This is a genomic window from Achromobacter sp. 10T422 (assembly GCF_056394065.1).
Window position 1 is genome coordinate 1 of sequence record NZ_JBFTHD010000016.1, and the last position, 13913, is coordinate 13913.

The 13913-nt window shown below is 66.4% G+C and carries 11 protein-coding genes; 4 read left to right on the forward strand and 7 right to left on the reverse strand.

All coding sequences use genetic code 11. The annotated features are described in order from the left end of the window. On the reverse strand, window positions 1-1229 hold a 1229-nt coding region (locus AC1DB0_RS29320), incomplete at its 3' end, for a type VI secretion system Vgr family protein (protein WP_476758811.1). A 199-nt stretch (window positions 1230-1428) separates the two neighbouring features. Between AC1DB0_RS29320 and AC1DB0_RS29325 the strand changes: the two genes are divergently transcribed. Further along, complete coding sequence (locus AC1DB0_RS29325) at window positions 1429-3636, forward strand: rhodanese-like domain-containing protein (RefSeq protein WP_476758487.1); 2208 nt, start codon at window positions 1429-1431, stop codon at window positions 3634-3636. A 140-nt stretch (window positions 3637-3776) separates the two neighbouring features. Further along, the gene (locus tag AC1DB0_RS29330; protein ID WP_175168618.1) at window positions 3777-4652 is read left to right on the forward strand and encodes an aldo/keto reductase family oxidoreductase; all 876 of its coding nucleotides are present in this window, start codon (window positions 3777-3779) and stop codon (window positions 4650-4652) included. Window positions 4653-4824: 172 nt separating this feature from the next. Here AC1DB0_RS29330 and AC1DB0_RS29335 read toward each other — a convergent pair whose 3' ends face one another. Continuing rightward, a complete protein-coding gene (locus AC1DB0_RS29335) occupies window positions 4825-5973 on the reverse strand; it encodes a GGDEF domain-containing protein (protein WP_476758488.1) in 1149 nt (382 codons plus the stop codon). A 75-nt stretch (window positions 5974-6048) separates the two neighbouring features. Then, window positions 6049-7593, reverse strand: coding sequence for a 3-deoxy-D-arabino-heptulosonate 7-phosphate synthase (locus AC1DB0_RS29340; protein WP_476758489.1), 1545 nt, complete (start codon window positions 7591-7593; stop codon window positions 6049-6051). A 192-nt stretch (window positions 7594-7785) separates the two neighbouring features. Between AC1DB0_RS29340 and AC1DB0_RS29345 the strand changes: the two genes are divergently transcribed. Both AC1DB0_RS29345 and AC1DB0_RS29350 read left to right on the forward strand, forming a co-directional pair. Then, complete coding sequence (locus tag AC1DB0_RS29345) at window positions 7786-8712, forward strand: sulfurtransferase (RefSeq protein WP_342065618.1); 927 nt, start codon at window positions 7786-7788, stop codon at window positions 8710-8712. Between the two features lies 1 nt (window position 8713). Beyond that, a complete protein-coding gene (locus AC1DB0_RS29350; protein ID WP_476758490.1) occupies window positions 8714-9901 on the forward strand; it encodes a YeeE/YedE family protein in 1188 nt (395 codons plus the stop codon). Here the strand turns inward: AC1DB0_RS29350 and AC1DB0_RS29355 are convergent. From AC1DB0_RS29355 to AC1DB0_RS29370, 4 genes are all read right to left on the reverse strand, one after another. After that, window positions 9894-10382 (reverse strand): GlcG/HbpS family heme-binding protein, encoded by a 489-nt coding sequence (locus tag AC1DB0_RS29355; protein ID WP_476758491.1) that lies wholly within the window; start codon window positions 10380-10382, stop codon window positions 9894-9896. The genes AC1DB0_RS29350 and AC1DB0_RS29355 overlap by 8 nt on opposite strands. Before the next feature lie 179 nt (window positions 10383-10561). Beyond that, window positions 10562-11191 carry a response regulator transcription factor gene (locus AC1DB0_RS29360; protein ID WP_054422938.1) on the reverse strand — a complete coding sequence of 210 codons (630 nt, stop codon included), beginning with the start codon at window positions 11189-11191 and terminating at the stop codon, window positions 10562-10564. Next, window positions 11188-12624 (reverse strand): sensor histidine kinase, encoded by a 1437-nt coding sequence (locus tag AC1DB0_RS29365; RefSeq protein WP_476758492.1) that lies wholly within the window; start codon window positions 12622-12624, stop codon window positions 11188-11190. The genes AC1DB0_RS29360 and AC1DB0_RS29365 overlap by 4 nt, the downstream gene beginning before the upstream one ends. A 57-nt stretch (window positions 12625-12681) precedes the next feature. Then, window positions 12682-13869 carry an HPP family protein gene (locus AC1DB0_RS29370; RefSeq protein ID WP_346551874.1) on the reverse strand — a complete coding sequence of 396 codons (1188 nt, stop codon included), beginning with the start codon at window positions 13867-13869 and terminating at the stop codon, window positions 12682-12684. Between the last annotated feature and the right edge of the window lie 44 nt (window positions 13870-13913).

The window sequence follows — 13913 nt, forward strand, 5'->3', positions numbered from 1 at the left end:
CCCAGCCGGTCCCACGGAAACTGCACCTTGACCCGGCCCCACTCGTCGCAAAAGATCTCTTCGTTTGGCGGGCCGACGACGGTGGCCATTTGCGGGCCGTCAATGCGGGGTTTAGGGCAGGGCTCGGGCTTCCAGTCGACTTTGTCCGGGACGAGTTCGGCGGTGTAGCCATACTGCGTGCCTTGCTCCGCACCAAAACCATCTTCTTCCTGGCTCGCGTGATGCACGCCGTGGTGCCGCATGCGTACGGGGCGCCAGCCTTGGTTCCAGTCTTCGCGCGGGTGGCCGGTCAGGTCGAAAGCCACGCCGGGGATCAGCCGCGCGTCGTCGCCTTCGACGATGGCGATGCGTGCATCGCGGCGGCGGCCAAGCAAACGGGTTTGCGTGAAGGGTTTGCCCGCTTCATCCCGTTTATAGCGGCCAGGATAGTCATAGCGTTCGTAGCGGCGGTCTTGATTTGCCAAGTCCGTGGCGACCGGAGAATGTTCCTGGCTGTAGCGTGGATGCGTGTAGGTGTAGTCGCGCTGCGTTTGGACCGCGGTGCGCACGCGTTCGGCGTAGGTGAAGCGATGCAGCGCGGGCTCGGGTTGATCGCCGCCCGGCATGGGGTTGTACAGAACCGGGCCGCCCGCAATCTCGCCATGAATGTAGATGCGGTCGCCGTGAATCAAGCGATGGCTTTTCTCGGTATGTTCGTAGCGGTAGAAATAGCCTTCTTCGGCGGCAAGCCGGTTCAGAAACTCCAGATCGGTATCACCCGCCTGCACGCAGTATTCGCGTGGCAGATGCTCGTTCGTGGTGACCTGTTCGTAGTCCGTAATGCGCTGGCGTTTGAGGACATCCGCCATGATCTCCGGCACGGACAGCTGCTGGTAGATGCGCCAGTCGGAACAAAGCGCTGCCCTGGAAAGTGAGGGTTCAAGCACTGCCCGATAGCGCGTGCGGCGAAAGCCGGTTCCCGCTTGTTCGAACTCGGTGACGATGCCATGCACATGGCGCACSGCCWSRTCRCCGCGCCAGATYGTGAACAGGGCGGCTTGATCCAACAGCAAACCAAAGTCCACCGCCGAATCGAAGCTGGAAAGGTCGACGCTTAGCCGATAGGTCTCAGACAGCGCCTCGTCCAGCGTGAACTCGATGACATCAAATGCCGCACCGTTGACGGGCGTGAACGTGAAACGATAGCGCTTCGCTTGCGGATACACCGGCGGCCCCCCGACTATGTCCATTTGAGCGACGATCTTCGGCAATCGTCGACAGCGCCGTCTATAGAAGGAGTCTGATATTGCGGCCGCCCTGGCAGAATCCGCCGCTCTGCACCCCAAATCCGCCATTGCGCGCATATCCATAGACGCATTTCTACGTTGTCCGCCGCCCAGCGCGCACGTAGCCTGAAGGTCTCTTCAATCCGGACGTTCAGGTCATCTCATGAGCACTTCTTCCCCCGCGGCCGCGCCGGCCCACAGCACGCATACCGCACGCGCAGAAGCGGTTCGCGCGTTCATCGCGCAGGTGCGCGAACTTGTTCCAAAATCTGCGCACGCTACGCCGGAACAGCTGGCGCGGGTGGCGGCGCTGTTGGAGGCCTTGGGCCAGCGGCGCGACCTCTTTCCCGCAGACGCGTTTGCCGCGGTGCCGGGTCGCCCCACATCCATTTATCGGTTGGCCGAAGATGTCGACGGCGGCTACGCGCTCTACCTGTCGCTCGGTGAACCGGGCAAGGCGCAGCCGCCGCATGATCACACGACCTGGGCCATCATTGCGGGCGTGCGTGGCAACGAGCGCAACGAGGTGTATGCGCGTGCGGGCACCGCAGACCCATTGCGCGATGCGCTGACTCCCGTGCGCCGCGTGGACGTGGGGCCGGGCAACTCCATCGTGTTGGGGTCGGACGACGTGCACACCATTGAATTGGTGGGCGACGAACCCGGCGCGCATCTGCATTTCTACGGCTTGGCGCTGGACCGGCTGCATGGCCGCGTGGTGTTCGAAAGCACCGAGGGCGGCACGTATCGCACGTTCTCGCCGCCTGCCGCCATCTACCATGCGCGCGTGTCTGCCCAGGCCTTGCAAGAGGAACTGCGGGGCGACGCCGAAATCGCCGTGCTGGACGTGCGCGAGGCGGGCCGCTACGCGCGCCGCCATTTGCTGGTGGCGGTGCCTGCGCCGCTGTGGCGTCTGGAAGTACTGGCCGACCGGTTGGTGCCAAGACGCGACACGCGCATCGTGCTGGTGGACGACGACGAATCGCAGGCCCATCAGGCTGCGGCCAAGCTGACGCGGCTGGGGTGGACGGACGTGTCCGTGCTGGAAGGCGGCACGGATGGCTGGGAGCGTGCGGGGCTGGAACTGTTCTCGGGCACCAACGTGCCAAGCAAGGCGTTTGGGGAAGTGATCGAGCACGAGAAGCACACGCCGTGGATTGATGTGGAGGAACTGCACGAACGCGTGGCGCGCGGCGACGACATCGTGGTGGTGGACAGCCGCACGCCGGAGGAATTCCACAATTTCACGTTGCCGTTCTCGCATAGCCTGCCGGGCGCGGAGCTGGTTTATCGCATCCGCGAACTGGCGCCTGACCCGAAGACGTTTGTGGTGGTGAACTGCGCCGGCCGCACGCGCAGCATTGTGGGCGCGCAGACGCTGATTGATGCGGGCATTCCGAACCGCGTGGCGTCCTTGCGCAACGGCACGATGGAATGGTTGCTGTCGGGCCGGGAGCTTGCCTATGGCCGGCACGCCGCGCTGCCGGAACCGGGCGCGCCGGCATTGGCGGCCGCGCGGGAACAAGCGCGCGATGTGGCGCAGCGGGCAGGCATTGGGTATATCGACACCGCGACGCTGCACGCCTTTGAAGCCGAGCACGCGACGCGCACCTTGTTCAAGTTCGACGTGCGTACGCGTGAAGAGTACGAGACCGGTCACCTGGAAGGATGGCGTTGGGCGCCGGGCGGGCAGTTGGTGCAAGCCACTGACGAGTATCTGGCCACGCGCCGCGCGCGCGTGGTGCTGGCGGATTGGGATGGCGTGCGCGCGTTGACGACGGGCGCATGGCTCGCGCAGTTGGGCGCGGTCGAGGTCTATCTGTATCAGCCCCCCGCGTTGGCGCCGTTGCAAAGCGGTGTTGAGCCGCGCCGCGTATTGCGTCATCGTCCGGATGCGGCAGGCGTGCGTGCGCAGGCGCTGCATGCGGCGTTGAACGCGGACGAGGCCATTGTGTTTGATGTGGAATCGCGCGTGGCGTATGAACGCGGGCATGTGCCCGGCACGCGTTTTGCGGCGCCGGATCGGCTGGCGGAATTCCTGTCGCCGGATGATCCGCGCGTGATTGTGCTGACGTCGTCCGATGGCGTATTGGCCAGCGTGGTGGCGGCCGAACTGGCTTGGCGCAGCAAGCGGCCGGTGCAATATCTGCTGGGCGGCACGCGCGCCTGGAAGGCAGAGGGCCTGCCGCTGGCCACGGGCGCAGCGGGGGTCTTGACGGGTGACGACGATCAGAGCATCAGCCCGTATCTGTTTGATGATCTGGCGGCGCGGGATGACGGCTTTCGGGAATACCTGGACTGGGAGCTGGGGCTGGTGGCGCAATTGGAACGCGATGGCAGCCAGGACATCAGCTTGATTCCAGTGAAGTAGGGCGGCTGGGTATGCGCGCCCCGGGCATCGGCATCAGCCGTAGGAAGGCTGGGCGCCGCTGCCCCGGGGCAACGAAATCTGCCTGATTATCCAAGGCGACGAAAAGGTTTACGCTTTCCGTTTCCTTCAGGAGATCCGACATGCAGCCCACATCGAACGAAGCCACCTATGCCCTGGGTACCAAGCGGGTCAAACGCCTGGGTTACGGCGCGATGCAGTTGGCCGGCCCCGGCGTGTTCGGCCCGCCGCGCAACCGCGATGCGGCGCTGACGGTACTGCGTGAGGCCGTGGCCAGTGGTGTGAACCATATCGACACCAGCGATTTCTACGGCCCGCACATCACGAACCAGCTGATCCGCGAAGCGTTGTCGCCGTATCCCGATGACCTGGTGCTGGTCACAAAGATTGGGGCGCGGCGCGGCGAGGATGCGTCATGGATTCGTGCCGACAAGGCCGACGAACTGACGCGCGCGGTGGAAGACAACTTGCGCAATCTGGGGCTGGACGTGCTGGATGTCGTGAACCTGCGCATCATGTTCGGCGTGCACGGGCCGGAAGAAGGCTCGATTGCCGAACCGCTGTCGGCGTTGCGGGCGTTGCAGCAGCGCGGCTTGGTGCGCCACATCGGGTTGAGCAATGTGACGGCCGCCCAGGTGCAGGAAGGCCGAGGCATCTGCGACATCGTTTGCGTGCAGAACCAGTACAACCTGGCGCACCGCGACGATGATGCACTGATCGACGCGCTGGCGCAGGACGGCATCGCCTATGTGCCGTACTTTCCGCTGGGTGGCTTCAGCCCGCTGCAATCGGCCACGCTGACCGTGGTTGCGCAGCGCGTGAACGCCACGCCGATGCAGGTGGCGATTGCATGGCTGCTTCAGCGGTCGCCGAACATCCTGGTCATTCCGGGAACTTCATCGGTTGCGCATCTGCGCGAAAACCTGACGGCGGGGGATCTGGTGCTGCCTGAGGATGAGGTGCGCGCGTTGGACAACATCATCAACGAAGCGGAGTGACTGCATCCTGGCACACTCAGCCGGCATCAGCCAGGTGTGGGCCGGCTGATGCCGGCTGAGTTTGCCGCCTGAGTTTGCCGCCTGAGTGTGCCCGCTCAGTGTGCCCGCTCAGTGTGCCCGCTCAGTGTGCCCGCTACGTGTGGCGGTTAAGTGTGGCGGTCAGGTGTGCCCGCTACGCGAGTTCCAGCCGGTTTCCGCCCAGGGACTTGGCGCGATACAAGGCGCGGTCGGCAGCGGCCAGCGCTTCGCTTAATGGCGGCGCGTCTTGTTCGAATTTTGCCAGACCGATACTGACCGTGGCCTGCACGTCGCCTCGGTGGATGTGTTCGGCAAGCGTGGCGGCAAAGTGTGCCGCCATCGTTTCGCCCAACGCTTGCGCGCGGCGTGCGGGGTCGCCCGTCAGCAGCGCGGCGAACTCTTCGCCGCCCAGCCGGGCCAGCATGACGCCGGGGCCTGCGACCCGTTGGGCGATGTCAGCGAAGGCCCTTAGAACTTTGTCGCCCGTCTCGTGGCCGTGGCGGTCGTTGATGGATTTGAAGTGGTCCAGGTCAAAGGCCAGCACGGCGATGGGCGCGCGGCCGGCGCTGTCGCGGATGAGGCGCGCGCCTTCCTCGAAAAACCAGCGGCGGTTGCCCAAGCGTGTCAGATAATCCGTTTGCGATTCGTGCAGCAGCTGCCCATGCGCTTCTTCACGAACAAGCTTGAGCAGCGCCATGGGCAGTAGCACCGAATACAGCACGCCTTCGTACATGGTGATGTTGCTGGCCATTACCTGTGCGTCCGGGCCGTACGTGGCAACCAGCCAAGGCAGGATGAACGCGCGAAAGGCGTAGAACAGCGCGTGGATGACGGTGACGACGATGACGAAATAGCGCGACGACAACGCCTTCATTGGCGCGCATCGCCACATTTCCCACGCGGTCATCGCCGCGATGGCGGCAATGGGCGCCGCGCTGACATAGGCCCACATCACGCCTCGCCACTGCGCGCCGGCAACCGCCCACAGGACGGCCATCACGATCAGCAATCCGATGGACGCCGCGCGGTACTGCCGCCCATTGAACGACGCCACGCCGTGCAGCACGAGCAGATAACCGCTAAGAATGATGAGGTTGCTAAGACCCGGCCCGATCGACGCGGGCAGGTAGCCGCGCAGCAGCACGACGGTGCAACCGGCGGCAAGCGTGGCGAAGCCTGCGGCGAACATCCCTAACGCCTTGCTGCGTGTGGAGTGGGTCCGGTGTTCCCAGTAGGTCATCCCAGCGCTGGCAAGCAGCGTACCGATGACAAGGAGATAAAGGGTGAAGAGATCGACGTGCATCCCGGCGGGTATAGGCAGTGCGCCGATACAGGCGTCGGCTGCGGGATTTTACGTGGAAAACTTGACAGCGGCGTGTTACAGGTGTGCGGTGTGCGCGGCGTCCAACAGGTCGTCGGTGTGCACCATTAATGCACGAACCTGGTGCAGCTGCGGGTACTGATTGAGCACGCCTGCCCATTGCGGAGAGGTCAGTAACGAATGCCAGACGGGGTGCAGCGTTTCGATGTCCGCGGGCAGCCCTTGGGCGAGCTGGCTGGCGAACGCGATGCTGGCAGGGGCAGACAACAATTGCATGCGGCTGGCGGCATTGAGCAGGCGGGGCGAGGAGTCGGCCGGCGCGTCGCAGCAGTACAGGACCGTGTCCGCCAAGCCAGGCCCGTCTGCCGGCAACGCGCGCAAGGACTCGCCGCGTAGCGGCACGATGCCTTGCTGCGTCTTGAACGGGTACGTGGTGTTGCTGTCCGCATGCGCCAGCAGTTGCAGGCCGCGCAACAATCGGGGCAAGTCCGTGCTGGCGGCGTCAACGGAGGCTTTGGCTTCGACCAGCAGGCAGAGATCCCAAGCGGGCGTGGCAGTCGCGGCATCGATCGCGTCGGACTGGCGCAACAATGCGGCGTCCCATTCGCTTTTCGCGCGATCGGCGCTGGCGGGTAGCGAAGGCGGCACGCGCATCGACGTCACCACGCGATAGGGCGCGGTGACGTTGGCGGCGCGTTCGTCGGCGGCGCGCTCATCAGTGGCATGCTCATCAGTGGCATGCTCATCAGGGGCATGCTCATCAGGGGCACGCTCATCGATGGCACCCTCGTCGATGGCACCCTCGTCGATGGCGCGTGCGTTCGTGGCGTGGGTCTCGCTTGCATTCAGGCGCTGCGCCAAGACTTCCAGCGCTTGCGCCGCCAACGCCTCGACGGCCGCGCCGCGTTGTTGGGCGTCGGTACCCTGCCGTAACGCTGTCGCGCTGCCCGGCCGCGGGCCGTTGCGATCCCACAGTGATTGGTAATGGCGCACCCGCGCGTCCGCCGCCAGCGCGTCCAGCCGTTGCAGGCGGGTCAGGGCAGCGCTATCCAGCAGGCGGGCGCAGCCCCGGGCGAGCGCATCGTCGCCCATCGTTTCGGGCATGTCGCGCAGCTGTTGCACGGCATCCGCCAACACCGTCCATGACCCGGAGGATGCGGCCGCCTGCACGTCGGCCAAGGCGTCCGCCTGCAAGCCGCGTGGCATGCGCGCGAGTTTGGCGGGGTGTGCGATGGCATTGGCGGCGGCCAGGATTTCGCGGCGGTCCGCGTCGGCGCCTGCGCTAAGCGATGCGTACTCGCGCACGGGCGCCACGCGATGGCGCAGTTCCATGGCCTGGATGGCGGGGTCGCCCTGGCCTTCACGCATGGCGCCGCGGATCAGTTGCGCCAAGGCGTCAATGAAGGCGCGTTCAATTTCAGGGTGGGGCGTGTCGCCGTGGGCCAGCGCTTGCCGCGCCTGGTCGATCGCCAACGCCAGCGCGGTGGCGCTATGCCCGTTCTGCGCATCCGGGGTGACGGCGGGTGTGGGCGGCACGCGATAGCGGCGCGCGACGATGCGCAACGTTTCATCCAGCAGAGCGGGGCGCGGGGGCAGGGGCATGTGGGTGGGGGACAGAATAGGACGTGAGCGGCGTAAGCCTAGCGTGCCGCGCGAAAACATGCAGCGTTTTCATTGCTGACAACACTCTGAACGAGTAATCAGAATATGAAAACAATGTCGTTCGTGCCAGGCAGGCAAGCCGATATTGTCCGGTTTGAACGGCGCATCAGCCGCCGCAAACAGGAGAATCCGATGTCCCTACGCAAGATGCTCGCCGGCGCGGTCGCCGTGCTGGCCACCTTTGCCGCCGTGCCGGCGGCGGCGCAACACGCCAAATTTCTGGTCACGACAGAGTGGCTGGAAAAGAACTTGAACGATCCCAAGGTGCGCGTCGTAGAGGTCAGCGTGAACCCGGGCCTGTTCGAACGCGGCCACATCCCGGGCGCGGCCAATGTGAACTGGCACACCGATCTGGTCGATACCGTGAACCGCGATATCGCACCGCCCAAGCAATTCCAGGCGCTGCTGGCGCGCTCCGGCATCAATGCCGACACCACGACCGTGCTGTACGGCGACAACAACAATTGGTTCGCAGCCTGGGGCGCGTGGATTTTTGATATCTACGGCATCGACAACGTGAAGATTCTGGATGGCGGCCGCAAGAAGTGGGAAGCCGAAGGGCGGCCGCTGGCCAATACCGCGAAGATTCAGCCGGCTGGCACGGCGCAGATCAAGACGCCTAACGCGGCGCTGCGCGCGCATCTGCAAGACGTGCTGGCCGTGGCGCGCAAGGAAAAGCAGGGCGTGCTGGTCGATATCCGGTCGGCGGATGAATACAACGGCAAGATCTTCGCGCCCAATGGTGTGCCGGAACTGGCCGTACGCGCGGGCCACGTGCCGGGCGCGGTCAACGTCACGTGGAGCAAGCTGGTGGCGGATGACGGTACCTTCAAGTCGGCAGACGAACTCAAGGCCATCTACCAGGCGGCCGGCGTGGACGGCAGCCAGCCCATCATCACGTATTGCCGCATTGGCGAACGGTCGAGCCATTCGTGGTTTGCGCTGAAGAAACTGCTGGGCTATGACGTGCGCAACTACGACGGCTCGTGGACGGAATACGGCAACAGCGTCGGCTCGCCCATCACGAACCCCGCCGGCACCGTGTGGGGCAAGACCTGACGTGACGACGTTGCGCTATGGGTCGGCCGCCGCCGTGCTGGCGGCCGTTGTTGCGGCGGCGTGGCTGCTGGCGCCCTTGCCGGATGGCGGGCGCAGCCTGGCCTTGTCTGTGCTGCTGGGGGCGGTGTTTGGCATCGTGCTGCAACGCACGCGCTTCTGTTTCTACTGCATTGCCCGCGACTTCATCGACAAGAAGGAAACCGCCGGCATGTTCGCCGTGTTGCTGGCGCTGGGCGTGGGCATGCTGGGGTATCACGCGGTGTTCGGCGCGTTTCTGCCGATTCCGTCGGCAGACCGCCTGCCGCCCGGCGCGCACATCGGGCCGGTCAGCGTGGCGCTGGTGGCGGGCGCGTTCGTCTTCGGGATTGGCATGCGGGTGTCGGGCTCGTGCATCAGCGCGCATTTCTACCGGCTGGGCGAAGGGGCGCTGGCCTCGCCCTTTGCGCTGTTGGGCGCGGGCGTGGGTTTTGTGCTGGGCTTTGCAACGTGGAACGCGCTGTACCTGGCGGTGATTCAGCAGGCGCCTGTCGTCTGGCTGCCGCAGCAATTGGGGTATGGCGGCACGGTGCTGTTGCAGGGCGCGGTGCTGCTGGCGCTGGCGTGGGCGGTGGTTCGTCGTGGCGGCGCGCAGACGGCGTTGCCACAGCGGGCGGTATCGCCCTGGTATGCGGTCTTGCACGAGCGCTGGCCGCCTGCGGTGGGGGGCATTCTGGTCGGGGCAATCGGGGTGATGGCGTACTTGCGGATTGCGCCGCTGGGCGTGACAGCGGAACTTGGCAGCGTGGCGCGCACGCTGGCTCAGCGTGCGGGCGGATTGCCCGATCGGCTCGAAGGCCTGGATACGTTTGCGGGGTGCGCCACGGCGGTCAAGCACGTGCTGCTGTCGAACAACGGTGCGTTCGTGCTGGCGTTGGTGGCGGGCGCGTGGGCGGCGGCCTTGGCGGCGGGCGCATTCCGGCCGCGGCTGCCCTCGCTGAAAGACGTGCTGCGTAACTTCGCGGGCGGCGTCTTGATGGGCTGGGGGGGCATGACGGCGCTGGGGTGCACCGTGGGCACGCTGCTGTCCGGCGTGATGGCCGGCGCGTTGTCGGGCTGGGTGTTTGGCGCCGCCTGCTTTGCGGGGATCTGGGCGGCGCTGCGGGTGGTGAGAGCCCCCGCCGCCGCCAGCCCCCAACCGCGTCTTACTTGAACAGGGCGGCGTTCTCTTCCAGCACCGTGTCGGCGCACTGGGCGTCCAGGTTGCCGCCCGGGGCGCCGGCCACGCCGATCGCGCCGATGACATTGGCGCCGGCCTTGACCGGCACGCCGCCGCCCAGCAGCAGGAAGCCCGGGATGTCGGTCAGGTTGGCCGCGCCCGGATTCTTTTGCGCGTTCTCCATCATGCCAAGCGTCGGGGTCTTGGCGGACACGGCGGTGAAGGCCTTGGCGCGGCTGGCTTCGATGGTGTGCGGGCCGGCGTTGTCGGCGCGGGCAAAGGCCTTGAGCAGACCGGCGCGGTCAACGACGGACGCGCTGACGTTGTAGCCCTTGGCCTGGCAGGCGGCGACGGTGGCGGTGGCGAGCTTTTGCGCGTCAGCCATCGACAGATTGCTTTCGTTCAGCACGGCGGCGTTGGCGGCGCCGGCAAACGCCAGCGTAGACATCAGGGTGGCGAGCGTGATCCGGTTCATGGTCTGCATCCTAGTTTTTGAAGGGGTTCGGTAGGAGCAGTCAGTGTGGCCAAAACGCGCCGCGGGCGGTATACGCCCGATTACGCCCAAACCTCCGTAGGGATACGGAGGCGACCTAATACGGAGGCGACCTAATACGAAGGCGACCTAATACGAAGGCGACCTAATACAGAGGCGACCTAATCCAGCAACGTCGCGTACTGGCGGATCAATTGCGCCAGGGAATCCGCTTCCAGCTTCGCAAAGACATTCGCCCGATACGTTTCCACTGTGCGCGGCGATAAATCAAATTCGCGCGCGATTTCCTTGTTGCTCATGCCTTGCACAATGCGTTCCAGCACCTCGTGTTCACGGCCGGATAAACGCGCCAGCCGCTCGGTGGCGGCCTGCGTCACGGCCAGCCGTTCGCGGCTGGCGATGTGGGTGCGTACGGCCGCTTGCACGGCGTCCAGGAACACATCGTCGTCCACCGGCTTTTGCAGGAATTCCATGGCGCCGCCCTTGAAGGCGCGGCGGCACAGGTCCACGTTGGCATGGCCGGTCAGCATGACGACAGGCAGGTCGGATTGATCGGCCAGACGGGTCAGCACGTCCAGCCCGCTGATGCCGGGCATGCGGATGTCGAGCACGACGCAGCCGATGGCGCTGGGCGTCAGCTGCGCCAGAAAGGCCAGCGGGTCGCCAAAGCCCGCGCTGCGCAACCCCACGCTACGCAGCAGCAGGGCAAGGCCGTCGCGCACGGCGTCGTCGTCATCCACCAGATACACCAGGGGCGAATGTTCCAGCGTTCGGGGATCTTGAGCGGTCATGCGGGGGCTCCCGAGCGCGGCAGGCTCACGGTAAAGCAGGCGCCCGATGGGCTGATGTTGCGGACGGCGATGCGGCCGTCCATGGAGCCGGCCAGCGTCTCGCACAGCGCCAGCCCCAGGCCCATGCCGTGCGGGCGCGTGGTGTAGAACGGCGCGAACAGCTTGGGCAGCGCGTCGGGCGGGATGCCGGGGCCGGTGTCGGTGACGGTGAACAGATAGTCGCCGCCTTGCGCGTGGCCTTCCAGCCGGATGTGACGCGGGCCGTCGCTGGCCGCCAGCGCGTCAGCGGCGTTCTGCACCAGGTTGTGCAAAATCTGCTCCAGCGCCACACGGTCGCCCAGCGGACGCGCGCCGGGGCTGGTGTTGTGCCAGCTCAGGCGGATGCCCTGACGGGCCAGTTCCGGTTCGCGCAGAAAGCGCAGCGATGCCACCAGCGCATCCGGGTCCAGCGCTTCCCGGCGGGCGGGCGAGCTGGGTTGGACGAGTGCGCGCATGCGGCTGATGATGTCGGCGGCGCGCTTGGCCTGTTCGGCGCTGGCCAAGAGGGCATGGCGCACGGCGGGGCGTTCTTCCTCGTCGTCCAGCAGGCGTTCGGCGGCGCGCGTATGCGCCAGGATGGCGGTCAGCGGCTGGTTCAATTCATGTGCGATGCCCGCCGCCATTTCGCCTAGCGTGCTCAGGCGCGCCATGGCGGCCAGGCGCACTTGTTCCTGTTGCCGGCGCGCGTCGGCGTGCGACCGCTGCCAGGCGGCGGCGCCCGCCACCAGCAAGGCGCTGGCCACGGCCCACAGCAGCCACGCGGTCCATGGCCAGAAGCCAGGCGTTAGCGTGCGCGTGCTGCGCATCGGGAAGGGCTGGCTGGCCGCACCCAGCGGCTTTTGCAGCGTCATCGTCAGGCCAAAAGCGTCGGCAGGCTGCTTGTCCAACAGCGTCAACGGGGTTTGATCCACGGTCAGCGTCAGGTTGGCCAGCCCCGGCGGAAAGTCGGCGGCGGGGACCAGTTGGCGGGCGTCCACCAGCAGGCTCCAGCTGGACGGCGCGATCAGCCAGTAGTGCGCGGCGTCCACGGGCAGCGTCACCGGCCGGCCCAGTTGGCGGGCGCGTTCCAGCGCGGCGGACAGGCCCAGCGGCTGGGCCAGGCTGCCTGCCCACGCGCCATCGGCCAGATAGCCCAGCCCCTGCAACTGCGGCATCGCGGGATGCAAGCTGGGGTACAGGCGTTCGGGGGTGGGCGGGTGCGACAGCGCCGCCAGCGTGGCCAGCACGGCTTCATGCTGCACGGTCTTCTGGCTCAGCATGCGTTGGGCCACGCTGGTGCTCTGGAAGAAACGGTCGTACTGGTCGACGTATTCCTGACGGGCGATCCAGGCGGCGCCCAGGCAGAACAGGGCCAGCCAGCAGAGGAGGGCGCGGGGGCGCGATAAGGGATTCACGCGTGAAATTATGCCTTGCGGCCGCCGCGGACCGGAATCCGTAGGGCTACGGAGGAATCAGGCGGCACGCCGGGTGGGGTGCGGCTGGGTGCGTGGGTTGGCATCTTTGTTGGCGTCCGTGTCGGCGCCGGACTGCGAACTTGCCGACACCGCCATCTGGTAAAGCGCCGCCACCAGATCCGACTGCGTGACCAGGCCCTGCAAGCCGCGTGCCGCGTCCAGCACTGGCACGCAGTGCAAGCTGTCCGACATGGGCCGCGCCAGCTCGATCACGGGCAGGCCCGGCGTGGCGAAGGGGACTTCGCTGCGCATGCAGTCGGCCACCAGCAGGTCGGGCGCGGGGGCGCCATCCAGCGTCTTGGCCGCCAGCCGGCCTTTGCGCGCCAGCACATCGCCCTGGGCCACCATGCCGGCGTACCGACCCGCGGCATCCAGCACGGGCAGCGCTTGCAGGCGGTGCTTGTCGAACAGGCGGATGGCGTAATCCAGCGGGTCTTGCTCGTGTACGGTGACGACATCGCGCGACATGATGTCCGCGCAGGTCACGTCACCAAAACGCCGCAGGCTGGCGCGCAGTTCGGCAGCCAGCACGATGTCTTCCAGGTCTTCCTTGCTGATGTCCAATAGTTCGCCGCGTTGGGCCAGGGCCTCGTCCAGGTCGGCGCGGCTGAAGCCCAGGCGGGCGCTGGGGGCGGCGTCGCGCGTGTGGTGGCCGGGCGCGGGGTCGGCGTGGCGGCGCGGATAGTTGCGGCGCAGCGCGCCGTTGAACGCCACGGCAATGCACAGCAGGATCAGGGAGTTCAGCCCCACGGGCCACAGCGCGAAGCCGTAACCCAGGCTGGCCACGGATGGGCCGCCTAGCACCGCCGTCAACGCCACCGCGCCGCCAGGCGGGTGCAGGCAGCGCAGGCTGAACATGGCGCCGATGGCCAGGGCCGCCGCCGCAGCAGCCGCCACACCCGGTTCGGGAATCATCTGTGCGCAGAACACGCCAACCAGCGCTGACACCAGATTGCCCGCCATGATGGACCAGGGCTGGGCCAAGGGACTGGCGGGGGCGGCGAACAGCAGCACGGCAGACGCGCCCATCGGCGCGATAAACCAGGGGTTTGCGCCGCCCAGCGCATGGCGGCCGACCCATTCCGTGCAGAACAATCCGACCAGCGCACCCAATACGCCAAAGAGCTTTTCGCGCCCATTGACGCCTACCGGCGCTGGCGCGAACGAGCTCAGCCAGCGCTTCATTGCCACACCCAAAACGGTCTCCTCGCGTGCTTGAAATATGTCGC

What these genes read in the sequence shown, in the direction of transcription:
- AC1DB0_RS29325 (WP_476758487.1), top strand. Translation starts at nt 1,429, where the DNA reads ATGAGCACTTCTTCCCCCGCGGCCGCGCCGGCCCACAGCACGCATACC.
- AC1DB0_RS29330 (WP_175168618.1), top strand. Translation starts at nt 3,777, where the DNA reads ATGCAGCCCACATCGAACGAAGCCACCTATGCCCTGGGTACCAAGCGG.
- AC1DB0_RS29335 (WP_476758488.1), bottom strand. Translation starts at nt 5,973, where the DNA reads ATGCACGTCGATCTCTTCACCCTTTATCTCCTTGTCATCGGTACGCTG.
- AC1DB0_RS29340 (WP_476758489.1), bottom strand. Translation starts at nt 7,593, where the DNA reads ATGCCCCTGCCCCCGCGCCCCGCTCTGCTGGATGAAACGTTGCGCATC.
- AC1DB0_RS29345 (WP_342065618.1), top strand. Translation starts at nt 7,786, where the DNA reads ATGTCCCTACGCAAGATGCTCGCCGGCGCGGTCGCCGTGCTGGCCACC.
- AC1DB0_RS29355 (WP_476758491.1), bottom strand. Translation starts at nt 10,382, where the DNA reads ATGAACCGGATCACGCTCGCCACCCTGATGTCTACGCTGGCGTTTGCC.
- AC1DB0_RS29360 (WP_054422938.1), bottom strand. Translation starts at nt 11,191, where the DNA reads ATGACCGCTCAAGATCCCCGAACGCTGGAACATTCGCCCCTGGTGTAT.
- AC1DB0_RS29370 (WP_346551874.1), bottom strand. Translation starts at nt 13,869, where the DNA reads ATGAAGCGCTGGCTGAGCTCGTTCGCGCCAGCGCCGGTAGGCGTCAAT.